15 protein-coding genes, 1 tRNA gene and 1 pseudogene are annotated in these 15,857 nt (G+C 67.5%); 6 read left to right on the top strand and 11 right to left on the bottom strand.

The features are described 5' to 3' along the window. Window positions 1–3: 3 nt before the first annotated feature. Window positions 4–561: a peptidylprolyl isomerase gene (locus QE410_RS16380; protein WP_307333965.1), complete on the top strand. Its 558-nt coding sequence runs from the start codon at window positions 4–6 to the stop codon at window positions 559–561. Between the two features lie 18 nt (window positions 562–579). Further along, complete coding sequence (locus QE410_RS16375) at window positions 580–1,506, top strand: rhomboid family intramembrane serine protease (protein WP_307333963.1); 927 nt, start codon at window positions 580–582, stop codon at window positions 1,504–1,506. Window positions 1,507–1,557: 51 nt separating this feature from the next. Here the strand turns inward: QE410_RS16375 and QE410_RS16370 are convergent, their stop codons facing one another. Continuing rightward, window positions 1,558–1,797 carry a cell division protein CrgA gene (locus QE410_RS16370; protein ID WP_307333961.1) on the bottom strand — a complete coding sequence of 80 codons (240 nt, stop codon included), beginning with the start codon at window positions 1,795–1,797 and terminating at the stop codon, window positions 1,558–1,560. Window positions 1,798–1,851: 54 nt separating this feature from the next. Here QE410_RS16370 and QE410_RS16365 point away from each other — a divergent pair, with 54 nt between their 5' ends. Genes QE410_RS16365 through QE410_RS16355 form a run of 3 tightly spaced genes read left to right on the top strand, consistent with a single transcriptional unit; the run spans window position 1,852 to window position 3,478 of the window. Further along, window positions 1,852–2,670, top strand: coding sequence for a class E sortase (locus QE410_RS16365; RefSeq protein WP_307333959.1), 819 nt, complete (start codon window positions 1,852–1,854; stop codon window positions 2,668–2,670). Then, window positions 2,670–2,825: a hypothetical protein gene (locus tag QE410_RS16360; protein ID WP_307333957.1), complete on the top strand. Its 156-nt coding sequence runs from the start codon at window positions 2,670–2,672 to the stop codon at window positions 2,823–2,825. The genes QE410_RS16365 and QE410_RS16360 overlap by 1 nt, the downstream gene beginning before the upstream one ends. Beyond that, entirely contained in the window at window positions 2,822–3,478 is a 657-nt protein-coding gene (locus QE410_RS16355) for an aminodeoxychorismate/anthranilate synthase component II (protein WP_307333955.1), read from the top strand. Before QE410_RS16360 ends, QE410_RS16355 begins: the two co-directional genes overlap by 4 nt. Here the strand turns inward: QE410_RS16355 and pknB are convergent. The 7 genes and pseudogenes from pknB to QE410_RS16320 all read right to left on the bottom strand — a co-directional run bounded on the left by pknB (window position 3,450) and on the right by QE410_RS16320 (window position 12,377). Further along, window positions 3,450–5,150: a Stk1 family PASTA domain-containing Ser/Thr kinase gene (gene pknB / locus QE410_RS16350; RefSeq protein WP_307333953.1), complete on the bottom strand. Its 1,701-nt coding sequence runs from the start codon at window positions 5,148–5,150 to the stop codon at window positions 3,450–3,452. The two genes, QE410_RS16355 and pknB, sit on opposite strands and share 29 nt — an antisense overlap. 31 nt (window positions 5,151–5,181) lie before the next feature. Next, window positions 5,182–6,954, bottom strand: coding sequence for a serine/threonine-protein kinase (locus QE410_RS16345; RefSeq protein ID WP_307333951.1), 1,773 nt, complete (start codon window positions 6,952–6,954; stop codon window positions 5,182–5,184). Continuing rightward, entirely contained in the window at window positions 6,951–8,405 is a 1,455-nt protein-coding gene (locus tag QE410_RS16340; RefSeq protein WP_307333949.1) for a penicillin-binding protein 2, read from the bottom strand. Before QE410_RS16340 ends, QE410_RS16345 begins: the two co-directional genes overlap by 4 nt. Before the next feature lie 49 nt (window positions 8,406–8,454). Beyond that, a pseudogene (locus QE410_RS16335) lies at window positions 8,455–9,859 on the bottom strand (FtsW/RodA/SpoVE family cell cycle protein). Next, on the bottom strand, window positions 9,856–11,094 hold the full coding sequence (locus tag QE410_RS16330; protein ID WP_307333947.1) for a PP2C family serine/threonine-protein phosphatase: 1,239 nt from the start codon (window positions 11,092–11,094) through the stop codon (window positions 9,856–9,858). Before QE410_RS16330 ends, QE410_RS16335 begins: the two are co-directional and overlap by 4 nt. Before the next feature lie 9 nt (window positions 11,095–11,103). Continuing rightward, window positions 11,104–11,643, bottom strand: coding sequence for an FHA domain-containing protein (locus QE410_RS16325; protein WP_307333945.1), 540 nt, complete (start codon window positions 11,641–11,643; stop codon window positions 11,104–11,106). Further along, a complete protein-coding gene (locus QE410_RS16320; RefSeq protein WP_307333943.1) occupies window positions 11,640–12,377 on the bottom strand; it encodes a DUF3662 and FHA domain-containing protein in 738 nt (245 codons plus the stop codon). Before QE410_RS16320 ends, QE410_RS16325 begins: the two co-directional genes overlap by 4 nt. Window positions 12,378–12,530: 153 nt before the next feature. Between QE410_RS16320 and QE410_RS16315 the strand changes: the two genes are divergently transcribed. Continuing rightward, a tRNA-Leu gene (locus QE410_RS16315) sits at window positions 12,531–12,617 on the top strand. Between the two features lie 153 nt (window positions 12,618–12,770). Here QE410_RS16315 and QE410_RS16310 read toward each other — a convergent pair. From QE410_RS16310 to QE410_RS16300, 3 genes are all read right to left on the bottom strand, one after another. Continuing rightward, window positions 12,771–13,085 carry a hypothetical protein gene (locus QE410_RS16310; RefSeq protein ID WP_307333942.1) on the bottom strand — a complete coding sequence of 105 codons (315 nt, stop codon included), beginning with the start codon at window positions 13,083–13,085 and terminating at the stop codon, window positions 12,771–12,773. Further along, window positions 13,063–13,881, bottom strand: a complete 819-nt coding sequence (locus tag QE410_RS16305) for a transposase (protein ID WP_307333940.1) — start codon at window positions 13,879–13,881, stop codon at window positions 13,063–13,065. Before QE410_RS16305 ends, QE410_RS16310 begins: the two co-directional genes overlap by 23 nt. A 72-nt stretch (window positions 13,882–13,953) precedes the next feature. Then, a complete protein-coding gene (locus tag QE410_RS16300) occupies window positions 13,954–15,633 on the bottom strand; it encodes a recombinase family protein (RefSeq protein ID WP_307333938.1) in 1,680 nt (559 codons plus the stop codon). Between the last annotated feature and the right edge of the window lie 224 nt (window positions 15,634–15,857).

Here is a 15,857-nt window from a genome sequence, read left to right as displayed (position 1 = left end):
CCCATGGCCAACCACACTGCCGTCGCGACCCTGCACACCAACCACGGCGACATCGTCGTCAACCTGTTCGGAGACCACGCTCCCCGGACGGTCCGCAATTTCATCGGGCTCTCCGATGGATCGCAGGAGTGGACGAACCCGGCTACTGGCGCCAAGGGTGAGGGTCCGCTGTACAAAGACGTCATCTTCCACCGCATCATCCCGAACTTCATGATTCAGGGAGGCGACCCCCTCGGTCAGGGCATCGGCGGTCCCGGTTACAACTTCAACGACGAGATCAGCCCTGAGCTCGACTTCACCGCGCCCTACAAGCTGGCCATGGCCAACGCCGGGCTCCGTCGCAACGCCATCACCGGTCAGGCCGAGGGAACGAACGGCTCGCAGTTCTTCATCACCACCGACCCCACCCCGTGGCTGCAGGGCAAGCACACGATCTTCGGTGAGGTCGCAGACGACGCGTCCAAGGCCGTCGTCGACGCGATCGCGTCGGTTCCCACCGCTGCCGGCGACCGCCCGATCGAGCCCGTCGTGCTCCAGTCGGTCGACGTCGTCTCGGTCTGACCCCACGGGCGGCGGCGGGTGTCCCCCACTGAGGAGTTCCGTCGCAACAGCGACAACTTCTGCTACCGGCATCCCGACCGGCAGAGCTTCGTGCTGTGCCAACGGTGCATGCGTACCGTGTGCTCGGAATGCCGCACTCCCGCCGCCGTCGGCGTCATCTGCCCGGAGTGCATGGCGCAGCAGCAGGCTGCGCAGACACCGGCACAGAAGAAGGCGGAGCGACGCTGGGCCGGCCGCTCCATGACCGTGGTCGCCTCGGGCCGTCCCCGGGTCACGTTGACCATCGTCGCGGTGACCGGACTCGTCTACATCATCGGTCTGATCCCCGGGGTCGGACGCATCGTCTCGAACCTCCTGGCCTACAACAGCTACTTCCTGCTCCCCCAGGCCGGAGCCTTTCAGCCGTGGCGTCTGCTGACCGTGGCGCTCGTGCACGACGGGTTCTTCCATGTCGCCCTCAACATGGTCGCCCTCTGGTTCATCGGACGCAGCCTGGAGCCGATGCTCGGCCGGGGCCGCTTCCTCGCGTTGTATCTGCTGGGTGCGCTCGGCGGTTCCGTCGCCGTCACCCTGCTCGCCCCCGGCGTCTGGACAGTCGGTGCATCCGGTGCGATTTTCGCGCTGTTCGGGGCGCTGCTCGTCATCGGGCGGCACATCGGGGCCGACATCCGCGTGATCGGCATCCTCATCGCCATCAACTTCGCGTGGCCGTTCGTGCTGGCCGCGATCAACGCCATCGGGTCGGGCGACTTCGTGGCATCCCTCACCGCGGTGGGGATCTCGTGGCAGGCCCACCTGGGTGGCCTCGTCACCGGGGCCGTGGTCGGTCTGATCTCCGCCCGTACCAGACTGGCGTCGCAGCGGGGGCTGCAGATCGGCCTGTTGGTCGCGCTGAGCGCGGTGCTCATGGCACTGCTCGCGATCCCTGCCCTCACTTTTCCGTGAGAGTTATCCACAAGCCCGTCCACAGGTGGGGATGAATTACACGGGTGTAAGTCAGCGCCACCGGGTCGTCATGAGGAAGCCGACGAAGGCGATGCCGAAGCCGATCACCAGGTTCCAGGCGCCGATGCCGGGAATCGGGAACGTGGAATTGCTGAGGTAGAAGACCAGCACCCAGACCAAGCCGATCAGCATGAGGCCGATCATGATGGGCAGGAACCACACGGGGTTCGGAGCCGAGTTACCGTCGTTGCGTTCAGCGACGGGGTCGTCGCCTTTGCCAGTTCGAGCCATGCGCCACAGTCTAATGCTCAGGTGTCGCCGAACCCTCGGAACTAGACTCCTCCCGTGCAGACCGACACGCAGCCGCAGACTCGTCGTGACCGGCGCGCCGCGTCGACACCCGTGCCGGCGCGCGCGCCGCGCCGACGCGTGTCGATCATCGGTGTCTTCGGCGACCTGCTCGTCACGGCCGGTGTGCTCGTGCTGCTGTTCGTCGTCTGGCAGCTCTGGATCGGCGACGCGATCATCGGGGCGCAGTTCAAAGACCAGGGAAAAGAGCTGAGCGAGCAGTGGGCGGCCGACCCGGTGCCGCCGGTCCCCAGCGCGTCGGCCACCCAAGGCACGCCCAGTCAGCCTGCCGCGCCGCCCACGGCCGACCCCCCGTCCCTCGCGCAGCCCGCGGACGCGGAGCGGTTCGGGGTGGTCTACATCCCACGTCTCGGACCCGATTACCACTTCACCGTCGCGGGCGGCGTGAGCGCTTCACGTACGCTCGACCCGATCGGTCTCGGGCACTACCCCGACACCGCGATGCCGGGCGCGGTCGGCAACTTCGCGATCGCCGGCCACCGTGGAAGCCACGGCGCGCCGTTCGCCGATCTTCCGTCGCTGCGCGTCGGTGACGCCGTCGTCATCGAGATGCAGGAGGGCTGGTTCACCTACCGCTTCCGCAACCTCGAGTACGTGCGCCCCGACGGCGTGAACGTCCTGCTGCCGCTCCCGCAGCAGCCCCAGGTCGACGCGACCGACCGTGTCATCACCATGACCACGTGCAGTCCCCGTTACGGATTCTCGGAGCGCGCGATCGCCTACGGGGTCTTCGAGTCGTTCACGCCGCGCACCGACGCCGGTCCCCCGTTGTCTCTCACCACCGGAGCCGCCTGATGTACGGAGCCCTCTGGCGAGTCCTGCCCGGTCCGTGGTGGGTGCGCCTGTTCATCGTCCTCGTGCTGCTCGCAGCGGTGCTGTACGGACTCTTCTTCTACGTCTTCCCCTGGGTGAGCGACATGGTCTATCCCCAGGAGGTCACGGTCGAGTGAGGGCGTGGCGCGTCGCGGTCGTCGACAACCGCGACAGCTTCGTGCACACCCTCGCCGGATACCTGCGCGATCTGGGTGCCGAGACCGTTCTCACACGGGCTGACGAACCCGGGCTGCCGGACCGGATCGTTCGGGATGCCGATGCGATCCTCATCTCGCCGGGCCCCGGGCACCCCGACGACGCCGGGCATTCCGTCGAGGTGGTGCTCTCCGCGCACACGGAGGGCGTGCCCGTCCTCGGCGTGTGCCTCGGACATCAGGCCATCGCCACCGCCTTCGGAGCGAGGGTCGGACACGCGCCGGAGCTGCTGCACGGCATCACCAGCGTCATCCGCCATGAGGGTGCGGGAGTGTTCTGCGATCTGCCCGACGGCTTCGTGGCGACGCGATATCACTCGCTCGCCGTGGAGCCGGAATCCCTTCCCGACGCGCTCGAGGTCACGGCGCACACCGAGGGCGGCGTGGTCATGGGGCTGCGGCATCGCAGCGCACCGATCGAGGGCGTGCAGTTCCATCCCGAGAGTGTGCTCACCGAAGGGGGACACCTCTTGCTCGGTCGGTGGCTCGAGGACGCCGGCCTCGCCGGTGCCGCCGAGCGCGGCCGCAGCCTTCACCCACGCGGGGTCAAGAACCCGAGCACACCTTCAGGGTGATCTCGCTGTGCACGGGCACCTCGCCCGGGGCCAGCGATTGGGTGGCGACTGTGGGCGGCGTAGCCGCGCGGCATCCGGGATCTTCTTCGGTCTTGACCGTCAGCTGCTTCTCGTCCGACGTCAGCTCGCGCTGCGCGGCTTGGAGCGTGTACCCGGTGTAGTCGACGATCACGACCTTGCCGCTCGCGATGACGAGATTGACCGTCGTTCCCTTCGCGACCGCGGTCCCGGACTCGAGGTTGGCCGAGATCACCGTCCCCTCGGCCAGGGCGGGATCGTTCTGCCGGCGCAGTGATCCGACCGACAGGCCGGCTCCCTCGATGGCGGAGCGCGCCTCGTTCTCGTTGATCCCCTCGAGGGTGGGCACGGTGGCGGTGTCGGGGCCCGTCGAGACGTAGAGGGTGACCTTCTGGCCGGCCGCCACGCTCGTGCCCGCCTCGGGGACGGTGCTCACCACGTTGCCGGCGGCGATGGTCTCGTCGGACTCGTTCACGCGTGCCGTGACCAGCTGCTGTTCGGTCAGCGTCTCGACGGCGCGGTCGTACGACATGTCGACGACGTTGGGGACCGAAAGCGCCGTGGACGGGACCTCGGCAGCCGGTTGGATCTGCATCACCCAGATGAGAACGGCGACCAGCAGGACCGCTAGAACGCTGACGCCCGCCCAGATCCAGGCCACCGGAGGACCCGCCTGCGTACGGCGCATCGTCGTGTCGGTGCTGAGCTGGCGCAGGGAGCGGGCCGTCTCGGCCGCTTGGCGAGGGTTGGGCCCGTAGAGCTCGTTCGACAGCGCCGACATCTGACGTTTGGTGGGCGCCTTTCCGTCGATCGTCTCATCGAGCGCCTCACGGAAGCCGGCGGCATCCTGCGGGCGCTGGAAAGGATCTTTCGCCAGCGCGCGGAGCACGATGGCATCCAGTGCGCGCGGAATGGACTCGTTGATCTCACTCGGCGGGAGCGGTGCCTCGCTGACGTGCTGGTAGGCGACGGCGACGGGGGTGTCTCCCCGGAAAGGCGGGCGCCCGGTGAGGAGCTCGTACAACACGACACCGGTGGAATACAGGTCGGCGCGGGCGTCGACCGACTCACCCTTGGCCTGCTCGGGCGAGAAGTACGCCGCGGTGCCGACGATCGCGGTGGTCTCGGCGACCGTCGACGACGAATCGGACACCGCACGGGCGATGCCGAAATCCATGACCTTCACACGGCCGGAGTCGGTGATCATGACATTGCCGGGCTTGATGTCGCGGTGCACCACTCCCGCGCGGTGCGAGTACTCGAGGGCTTCGAGGATGCCGTCGACGTAGCGCAGAGCGTCGTCGGTGGGCACGTTGCCCTGCGCGATGACGTCTTTCAGCAGGCGCCCGTGAACGAGCTCCATCACGATGTAGGGGACGGGACGCTCGACGCCGTCGACGCCGGCCTCGGCGTCTTCGCCCGCGTCGAACACGCGCACGATGGTGGGATGCGCCATGCGCGAGGCCGCCTGCGCCTCGAGCCGGAAGCGCGTGCGGAACGCCGCGTCTCCGGCGAGATCGGCCCGGAGGATCTTGATGGCCACCGTGCGACCGAGCGTCTGGTCGTAGCCGCGGTAGACGCTCGCCATCCCGCCGCGACCGATGAGGTCGTCGACGCGGTAGCGCCCGGAGAGGACGCGCGTCTCAGTGGTCACGAATGAAGCTCCTGGCGTGAGGATAAGTCGGTTAGTTGGACGCGGGCGTGGCCGTCGGCGAGGGCGAGGGCGAAGGCGTGGGATTGCCGCCCGTGATCGACGCCGACGCCTCGCCCGACGGCCCGGCCTGGCGGTCGGGGATGCCGGAGCAGCTGACCGTGTAGATCACCCGCAGCGTCTGACCGCTCGAGTTGCTGACCTTGAGGGCCCCGTTGCGGGCTTCGGGGGGGAACGCCGCGGTCGACTGGCCGTTGGTGTTGAAGGTGCCGTTCGTCGCGGTGAAGTTGTACGAGGTCACCGATCCGGTGCCGGAGGGGCAGGTGTACTGCTGCCACGTCACCTGGACCTCGCTGCCGGCCGAGACCGACGAGCCCGGAAGGGTGGGAGTACGGGGCGTTTCGAGCGGCGTCTGTTCGCCGTAGTACTTCACGGTGATCGTGGTTCCGACTTCGACGTCACCCGTGGGGTTCACGTCGTAGATGAGCCCGACATCGGACGCCTTGGTGGCGGCGTTACCCGGCTGGCAATCTGCGACGAGCCTGTTGTCGTCGAGGATGGCGCGGGCGTCGTCGCAGGTCTTTCCCTGCAGCCCGAGCGACGCCACCTCGACGCGCTGTGACGTCGGCGTGGGCGTGGGCGTGGCCGAGGTCTGCGACGGCGTGGGCGTCGCCGTGGGCGTGGGGGTCGTCGGGGCGGGGTCGGGCTCGTTCTGGTTGGAGATCAGGTTGAAGAGGGTGACACCGAGGACGAGGGCCAGCAGCGCGATGAGCGCGATGAGGGGCCAGGTCCAGCGCGACCGCTTCTTCTGCTGCGGCGCGGGATCTTCTTCGACGTGCTCCTCGGTCAGCAACGAGGCGGCCGCGGCGGGCGCGGGCATAAGACGCGTCGCGGCGGCCGTCTGACCGGCGGTGAGCAGCTGGGTGGCGTCATCTGTCACTGCTGCTCCGGCGGCGACCGCGGGGACGGCTGCGGCGGCAGCCGTCAGATCGCCGCGACGCAACGCCGTGGCGGCGCGGGAGACGGCGGCCGATGACGCCGGGCGGTCCTCCGGCTTCTTGGCGATCATGGCCATGACGAGGTTCTGCACCGGCACGGGCACGGTGGCAGGCAGCGGCGCGGGCTGCTCGTTGATCTGGGCCATGGCGATGGCGACCTGCGACTCGCCCGTGAAAGGGCGCTTGCCGGCGAGGCTCTCGTAGGCGACGATTCCGAGCGAGTACGTGTCGGTCGCGGGCGACGCCGGGTGACCCGATGCCTGCTCGGGCGAAAGGTACTGCACGGTCCCCATGACCTGACCGGTGGCCGTCAGCGGCACCTGGTCGGCGATGCGCGCGATACCGAAATCGGTGATCTTGACGCGACCGTCAGGGGTGATGAGCAGGTTGCCCGGCTTGATGTCGCGGTGCACGAGACCGGCCGCGTGTGCGGCCTGGAGAGCCGCGGCCGTCTGGGCGACGATGTCGAGGGTCTTGTCGGTCGACAGGGAGCCGTCGCGCTCGAGGATCGTGGAGAGCGCCTCACCGGGCACGAGCTCCATGACGAGGAAGGCACTGCCGTCTTCTTCGCCGTAGTCGAAGACGCTCGCGATCCCCTCGTGGTTGACGAGGGCCGCGTGCCGGGCTTCGGCGCGGAAGCGCTCGAGGAAGCCGGGGTCGCCCATGTACTCGTCTTTGAGGATCTTGATCGCGACGGTTCGTCCGATGACGTGGTCGGTCGCTTCCCAGACCTCGCCCATGCCGCCGATCGCGATTCGCGAATCGAGCTCGTACCGTCCGCCGAAGGTCACACCCTGTGTCGGTCTCATTTACCCAGCACCGCCTCCATGACCTTCTTCGCTATCGGGGCGGCGATCTCGTTGCCGCTCCCGCTCTGCCCCTGGCCACCGCCGTTCTCGACGACCACGGCGACGGCGACCCGGGGGTCTTCCGCCGGCGCGAAGCCGGTGAACCAGAGAGTGTAGGGACGGGAATCGTTCTCCGCGGTGCCGGTCTTACCCGCCACCTGGACCCCGTCTATTCTTGCATTCGATGCCGCGCCGTCCTGGACGTTCGCCGTCATCATGGTGACCATCTGTGCCGCGATCGTGGGCTCGAGAGCCCGACCGAACTCGGTGCTGGCGCCCTCGCTCGCGACCGAGAGGTCGGGCCGAATCACCCGGTCGACCATCCGCGGATTCATCACCACGCCGTCGTTCGCGATGCCCGCCGAGACCATCGCCATCTGCAGCGGCGTCGCGCGCACATCGCCCTGACCGAAGCCGCTCAGCGCCGTCTGCGGCGCGTTGGGCGCGGCCGGGTAGGTGGATGCCGCGGACTGCAGCGGAATCGAGAACTGGGCGTTGAAGCCGTACTTCTCGGCCTCCGCGCGGATGGCGTCGTCGCCGAGTTCGACGGCGAGCTCCGCGAACGGGATGTTGCAGCTCAGCCGCAGCGCGGTGGCGATGGTGACGGTGTCACCGCCGCCGCACGTGCCGCCGCCGGCGTTGCTCACGACGTTCGTGGATTCGGGGAGCGTGTACGCGGCCACGTTGGGGAATGAGGAGTCGGGCGTGTAGCGGCCGGACGCGAGCGCCGCGGAGGCCACGACGAGCTTGAAAGTGGAGCCCGGAGGGTTGAGGTTCCCCTCGATCGCGCGGTTGTCGAGCGGCTTCGACGGATCGGCGACGAGCTGGTCGTACGCCGCGTTCACGGCATCCGTGTCGTGGGAGGCGAGGGCGTTGGTGTCGAAGCTGGGTGTGGACACCATCGCCAGGATGCGGCCGGTGGACGGCTCGATCGCCACGACCGCGCCCTGCTGGTCGCCGAGCGCGTCCCACGCGGCTTTCTGCACGTTCGCGTCGAGCGACAGCTCCACGTTGGCGCCGCGCGGCAACTGGCCGGTGGCCGCGCGCTCGATGCGCGAGAAGTAGTCGGCGTTGTCGGAGCCGCTGAGCACACCGTTCTCGGTCGCTTCGATGCGCGTCTTGGAGTCGAGCACCGGGTTCATAGAGCCGGTCACGGGCGCCCACATGGCGGCATCCGTGTACTGGCGCTGCCAGCTGTAGACGTCGTCGGAGGGAACGGACGAGGCGATGGCCGTGCCGCTGGCGATGATCGACCCGCGCTGCACCTCGTACGAGTCGTAGAGGGCGCGGGTGTTGCCGGTGGTGTTGGTCAGGTTGCCCGCCTGCACCACCTGGATGACGCTCGTCGAGGCGAACAGCGCGAGGAACATCGCCAGCATCACGATGCTGAGGCGTCGCAGTTCTTTGGTCACGGTGCCTCCTCGGTCATCGGGGCGTCGCCGGGCGGGAACGAACGGGTCATCAACCGATCACCACCCGGGGGCGGCTGCGCACCGCGTCGGAGATGCGCAGCAGGAACGCCACGATGATCCAGTTCGCGATGAGGGAGGAGCCGCCGGCGGCCAGGAAGGGGGTGGTGAGACCGGTCAGGGGGATGACGCGGGTGACGCCGCCGACCATGATGAACACCTGCAGCGCGATGGTGAACGAGAAGCCGGTCGCCAGGAGCTTGCCGAAGTCGTCCTGCCCGGCGAGCCCGATCCGGATGCCGCGGCTGGTGAACACCATGTAGAGCGCCAGGATCGCGAAGAGTCCGACGAGACCGAGCTCCTCGCCGAGGCTCGGCACGATGTAATCGCTCTGCGACAGCGGGGTGATGTACGGTCGCCCCTGCCCGAGACCCGTGCCGAACAGGCCGCCGTGCGAAAGGCCGAAGATGCCCTGCACGAGCTGGTAGCTGCCGCCGTCGCGCTCGATGACCTCGGGATCGAAGGCGTGGAGCCAGTTGGCGAAGCGGCCGTTGACGTAGGGCAGCACGCGGGATGCCAGGAACGCGCCGCTCGCGACCAGGACGAGGCCGATGAGGACCCAGCTCGTCTTTCCGGTGGCCACGTAGAGCATCGCGACGAACATGCCGAAGATGAGCAGGCCCCGTGCCGAGGTCGCGCTGGAGCACGATGATTCCGAGCGAGACGAGCCAGATGATCAACACGGGACCGAGTTCGCGTGCCCGCGGCCAGGTCATGAAGAGGAAGCGCGTGCCGGTGGAGGTGAGGCTCTCGCGGGTGCGCACGAGGTACCCGGCGAAGAAGATCGCCAGGCAAATCTTGGCCAACTCACCCGGCTGGAACGACACGAATCCGAGCGAGACCCACACGTCGGCGTTCTGGTCGGTGCCCAGGCCCGGGACGAACGGCAGCAGGAGCAGCAGGATGCCGACGAGCCCCGACAGATACGTGTAGCGGAAGAGCACGCGGTAGTTGCGCACGAAGATCAGCACGGCGAGGGCCGCGACCATCGCGATCACCGCCCAGGCGATCTGGCGGTGGCCCGTGGCATCCCATCCGCTGGCCTGATCGGCCAGGTCGATGCGATAGATCATCGCGATGCCCAGGCCCGTGAGCACGGTGGCGATGGGCAGTACGAACGGGTCGGCGTCGCGGGCGCGCAGGCGCAGCACCACGTGCGTGATGAGGGCGAGGACGGCCGGCACGGCGGCGAGGGTCAGGAACCCGGTCTCCACCGCCCCTGTCGCGCCGAGTTGCACCAGTGTCACGGCCGCGCCGTAGACCGCGATCGCGAACACCAGCAGGCCCAGTTCACGGTTGCGTTGCGTGGCGGGCACACGGATCTTCTTCAGGGCCCGCATGACGGCCGTGTCGGTGGAGACGGCGTCCGTCGATCGGGTGAGTCTCTGGTCTGTCATCCGCGTGCCTCCTCTGCGGGGCGCAGGCGATCGACGATGCGCTGGGCATCGGCGAGGGAACTCGCCGAGATCGTGGCCTCGACGGTCTGCCGGTCGAACGCCGACAGCCCGGCGATCTCGACGTCGGTGTCCTCGTAGACGGTCGACAGCGACAGCGGCCCGATGGACTGCTGGATGCCGCGGTAGATCACGACCGAATTCTCATCGGTGCCCACGTAATAGCGCGTCTGGGTCCAGGCGTACCCGGCGTACAGGCCGAAACCGAGACCCGCCAGCACGATGATGAGGGCCGCGAGCCAGCCCACGCGGCGTCGCCGCGCGCGGCGACGGTCTTCTTCGATGAGCTCCTCGAGGAATTCCGCGGCCGGTTCGAAGTGCGTGGGTTCGTTGGCGACCTGACGCGCGTGATGCAGCCAGCCCGAGCGCCCCGTGCGCGCGGCGGGGACGACGACACCGCTCGGGTTGGACGCCGAGCCGACGATCGTCGGGGTGCCGATGAAGACGGGATGCTGACCGCCCACATCGACGAGCACGACGGTGACGTTGTCGGGCGCCCCGCCGTCGAGGGCCTGCTTCAAGAGAGCGTCCGCCGTGCGTGCCGGCGGCATGCCCAGGGCGAGGGTCTTGGCGGTGTGGGCGTCGTCGACGACTCCCGACAGACCGTCGGAGCACAGCAACCAGCGATCGCCGTCCTGCGTCGGCATGATGAAGCTGTCGATCTCGGGATCGGGGTCCATGTCGCCGAGCACCCGCATAAGGACCGAGCGACGCGGGTGATACCGCGCCTCCTCAGGGGTGATGCGACCGGAGTCGACCAACCGCTGCACGAAGGTGTGATCGGCGGTGATCTGGGTGAGTGTGTCGTCGCGGTAGAGATAGATGCGCGAGTCGCCGATGTGGCCGATCACGGCATAGTCGTCGACCATGACCAGGGCGCTCACGGTGGTGCCCATGCCCGCGAGTTCGGGTCGGCGCCCCACCGTGTCGATCAGTTCGGTGGCCGTCTCGGCCAGCGCGTCGCGGATCGCATGCTCGGCGTCGGTGGGCGTGCGGAACGGCCGGTCGAGCTCGGTGAGGCGGCCGATGGCCAGGCTCGAGGCCACGTCGCCACCCGCGTGGCCGCCCATGCCGTCGGCGACCACGAAGAGATTGGATCCGGCGTAGCCGGAATCCTGGTTGTTGGAACGCACCTTGCCCGTGTGGGAGATGGCGGCGCTCGAGCCCTGGAAGACCATGGAGGAGCGTTACTTCCTCAGTTCGAACGTCGTCGCGCCGACCTTGATCGGAGCGCCGACCTTCACCTGCACGGGGGCGGCGACGCGCACGCCGTCGTGAGAGGTGCCGTTGGTGGAGTCGAGGTCTTGCAGCATCCACTGATCGCCCCACAGCACGAGGCGGGCGTGATTACTCGAGGTGTAGTCGTCGCGGATGACGAGGCCCGACTCGCTCGAGCGTCCGATCGTGAGCGGCTCGGTGCCGAGTGGCAGCTCGAGTCCCGCCTTCGGGCCGCTCGTGATCACGATGCGCGACACTGCCGAGGTGGTGGCCAATCCGCCGACCGGTGCCGGGGCGGCGGGGGCCGGACGCTTGACCTGCGTCGTGACCGCATCGGGGGAGGCGACGGGGGCGGGGGCCGCAGGAGCAGGGGATGCCGCCGGCTCGGGGAGCTTGCGCACCTTCACGCCGAACAGGTCGGCGCGCAGCGAATACACCACGCCGAAGACGAAGAACCACAGGAGGACGAGGAAACCGCCCTGCAGAAGAAGGAGAGTCAGCTGACTCATGAGTGGGGTCCCCGTTCCCGGACGTCGAAGATGCTCGTGGCGTCGGGCGCCTGCGGGCGCCGCGGCGGCTGCGCCTGCGCGACCACACGGAACACGATATTGGTGCGACCGATCGAGATCGTCGAATCGGGCGGCAACGCGGCCTCGGACACCTTGCGTCCGTCGAGGGTGGTGCCGTTGGTCGACCCCAGGTCGCGGACCATGGCGCGCTCACCGTCCCACAGGATCTCGACGTGCTTGCGGCTCGTGCCGGCATCGGGAATGGTGATGTCGGCATCGCTGCCGCGCCCGATCACGGTGCGGGCGCCGGTCAGCGGATGCCGCGTGCCGTCGATGTCGACGACACCACGCCAGGCGATGCGGCCCTCGGTGGTCTGCGAGTCGACACGGAGCGTGCCGGTCGACAGTGAGGTGTCGCGCTCGATCGAGATCGCGACGGGACCGGCGAAGGAGTAGCCCTGGGTGCGAGCGTGCTTCTTGACGAGGGCGTCGAGCTCGGAGACGAGGGTCGAACCGAGCGCACTCATCTTCTCGTCGTCGGCGGGTGACAGCCGCACCGCGAACGTGTTCGGGGCGAGGATGCGCTCACGCGTGACCACCACGGCCTTCTTGTCGAGCTCGCTCCGCAGCGCGGACGCGATCTCCACCGGCTGGATGCCGCTGCGGAAGGTCTTCGCGAACGCACCGTTGACGGCGCGTTCGAGACCTTTCTCGAAACTGTCGAGTAGTCCCACGAGACTCCTTCGGGCAGGCAGACCAGTAGGCACATCGTAGTCAGCACGGCTGGGCAGGTGATGGATGCCGTCTCCGACAGCCACGTTTCGTCAGGCGCCCGCAGCCGTGATATTCTCGAAAAGTTGGTCGCGTGGCATCCCGATGCCGCGCATGCGCGAGTGGCGGAATAGGTAGACGCGCTGGCTTCAGGTGCCAGTGCCTTCACGGGCGTGGGGGTTCAAGTCCCCCCTCGCGCACCATAGGAGGCTTACTGCAATCACCCTGGCTTTGCAGGGCAGTGAGCAGGTCTCCTACGGTTCCAACGAAAAGGTCACCCTTCGGGGTGGCCTTTTCGGCTGTTTCCGGGCTTCTACGGGGCTTATAGGCCAGAAATAGTGGATGGGTCGGGCGTGTCATCCTCGTCCTGCCCATCCTGTTCTGAGCCAGAGGCCTTCTGAGGCGTCGAGGCCCTTGTCGTAGAGGACTGGGGTCGGGTCCTGGAGTTCGACGGTGGAGTCGGCTTTCAGCGTGTGTGTTGCGGGGGCGTGGGCGTATGTGTGGGCGTGGTCGATGGGGACTTCGTGCAGCAGGAGGAACCATTCGACGGCGCGGCGTTGATGCGGGATCGGCATGCCGCGGTGATGGCGGAGCAGGTGCCTGATCTGGGAGTTGAGTCCTTCGAGGCGTGAGGTGGTGCGCGGGGCGTCATGGCGGACGAAAGTGAACATAGTGTTCGTTCTCGGCGACGCGGTGCAAGATCGCCCAGGCTTTGCGGAGCGGTTTGTGGGTGTAACCGAAGTGGCCGTTGTCGTAGAGGGTGCGCTCGCGCAGGAGGTGCCCGTGGGTCTTCCACCAGGCTTCCAGCGTGAGGCGCCAGGTGATGGCGTCGTCGACGGTGTGGATGCTGCTGAGGGTGAGGGCGATTTGGCGCAGGTCTTTGCCGGCGCGTAGGCGCGGGTTCCTTGTCAGTTCGCGGGTGACGTTCAGTTGGAGGTGGAAGATGCAGCGTTGGATGGCCGCTTCGGGCCAGTGTAGGGCGAGAGCGGAACGGATTCCGGAACCCCCGTCGGTGACCACCACCGTCGGCGCCGGGATGCTCTCGAACAGCGCGCCCCACGCAGCAGCGGATTCGCGGGCTGCCCACTGCCATCCCACGACGGTGTTGGTGGTGGTGAGGGCAATCAGCAGGCACCACGTTTCGATCCAGATCCCATCGACCAGGATCACCTCGTGTACTTCGCCTGTAACAGGCAGGCGTGGTTCGAGGTCCCAGCACCAGGCGGTATCGCGCCGGAAGGAGCGGGCGCTGCGGGCGCCGGCGAGCTCGGCCTGTGAGGCCTTGCCCATCAGCCAGGTCAGGAACCGGTGCAACTGTTCGCGGCGGGTGACGTCGGGCCGCCGACGGACGCTGGAGGACCCGCACGACCGGCACCGCCACCGCTGCGTCCCCGAGGGATGCCGGCCGTTCTTCACCAGCTTCGACCCGCATACCACGCACGAGCCCTGATTCGAGGGAAGGTCCACGACTAAGGGTCGCGGACCATACCAATCCCCGTTTCACCGCGGAATCACGCGGCTAGATCGAGGTTCCATCCACTATTTCTGGCCTATAAGCCTTCTACGGGCCTCCTCGGCCTTCGCCCCAACCATGGCCGTTTCGAGGCTCTGTCCGGCTTGTAGGGCCGTCCAGCCGCGTTCAGCGGCCAAGAGTTCGACCAATGGCGACGTCAGCTCATCGCCGATGACTTCGTCGTTGACGACGTAGATCCGGCCGAAGAACGCCTGGTTCAGTTGCCGGCGCATCTCGTCTGAGGCTCGGCGGTACAGCTCCTGCGGATCGGCGAGCAGTTCGAGATGCGCGTTGATGTACGCGAGGCCTCCCGACAGGTCGAGTTCGACCGTGTCGAGCTGTGCCGTCAGCTTGGTGCGGGTACGGCCGATCTCATGCAGCTTGACCTTGATCCGGGCGGTCGGCAGCTCACCGTCGGCGGCCAGGTCGATGAGGTTCTCTTCCTTCACGGCGAGTTGACGGAGCTGGGTCTCCAGCTGCTGTCGGAGCAATTGTTCGGCGCGGGCCTTGTCCGCGATCGCCGCTTCCAGACGCTCTTTCACGGCGGCGATGAATTCGCCCGAGAGTCGAATGGTCTTGTAGTGCGCCTCGATAGCACGCTCGACTCGCTCGACGTTTGAGTAGGGTGCATCGCAGGTGTGATCCTGGACCCCGCGGCAGAAGAAGTAGGCGTACTCGCCGCCGTTTCGCCCGGTGGCGCGCATAAGGATCATGCGCTTGATGACGTGGTCTTCGAGTCGGCAGCGTCCGCACCAGATCGTGCCCTTCAGGTAGTGGTCGTTCTTGATGCGCCGTTCGCCGGACTTGTTCCGGGCGTCGAGGAGCGTCTGCACTTTCTCGAAGAGTTCGGGGTCGATCAGCGGTTCGTGTCGTCCGTCGTACGTCTCACCCTTGTACTCGATCTCGCCCAGGTAGTAACGGTCGCGCAGGAGGCGCTGCACCTTCGAGACGACGATGGGTGCGGCGGGGCGCGTGGCGGTGGGACGTGACCTCAGCCCACGGTCGGCGAGCTCGGTCGTGATGTCGTCGAGGGTGTAGGTGCCTGAGGCGTACAGCTCGAATGCGAGTTTGACGAACGGGGCGCGTTCGGGATCGATGGCGACGGAGCGGATCTCGCGTCCGTCGACGCGGTCCAGCGTGTTGAGGTAGCCGATGGGCGCGCGCCCCAGCGTGCCGCCTGTCTTGGCTTTCTGCCCCATCTTGTAGGCGATGTCGGCCCCATCGGCCGCCGACCGGTATTGATTGAAGGTCGCCAGGATGCCGTGCATCAGCTGGCCTTCGGGCGTGTTGTCGATCTGCTCGGTCGCGGAGATCAACGTAACGCCACGCTTCTTGAGGTCGGCCATGACGATCGCGTCGTCGAGACGGTTGCGGGCAAAGCGCGACAGTTTGTGAACGATGACGTAGTCCACGTCCCGCTCACGACGGATCCGCTCGAGCATCTGCTGGAACGCGACCCGCTTGGTCATCTCGGTCGCCGAGCGTCCAGGCTCGACGTACTCGCCGATCACGGTCAGCCCCAGCTGGTCTGCTTTACGGGTGCAGGCGGCGCGCTGCGCCGGGATGGAGATGCCTTCCGGGTCGTAGTCAGTGTTCAGCTGACCTTTGCTGGAAACGCGCACATAGACGACGGCGCGTGTCCCCGGGGGTGCGTCGACTGCGGCGAACGTGTTCGCCTCGATGAGTGAGTCGATCTCGTCGTCCATGGCGATCGGAGCAGGTGACTGCAACGGTGGCGGTGCGCCCTCGAATACTCGTTGGTTGGTCGCGGGTTGCGTGTTCATAAGTGCCCTCCATCGGTTAGATCCTCCGGATTAACGCTCGTTCGGCCGCGGAAGTCCAGTCCGTCGGCCGCTTCGACGGGCAGTTCAGGGAATCCTGCCCCCGTCGCCGGGTCGATGTAGTTTTCACCTCGTATAGCCGGCGCGAG

This window comes from Microbacterium sp. SORGH_AS_1204 (assembly GCF_030818935.1).
Taxonomy (GTDB): Bacteria; Actinomycetota; Actinomycetes; order Actinomycetales; family Microbacteriaceae; genus Microbacterium.
Note: the sequence above shows the minus strand (reverse complement) of the source record. Positions and strands in the feature narration are given on the sequence as shown.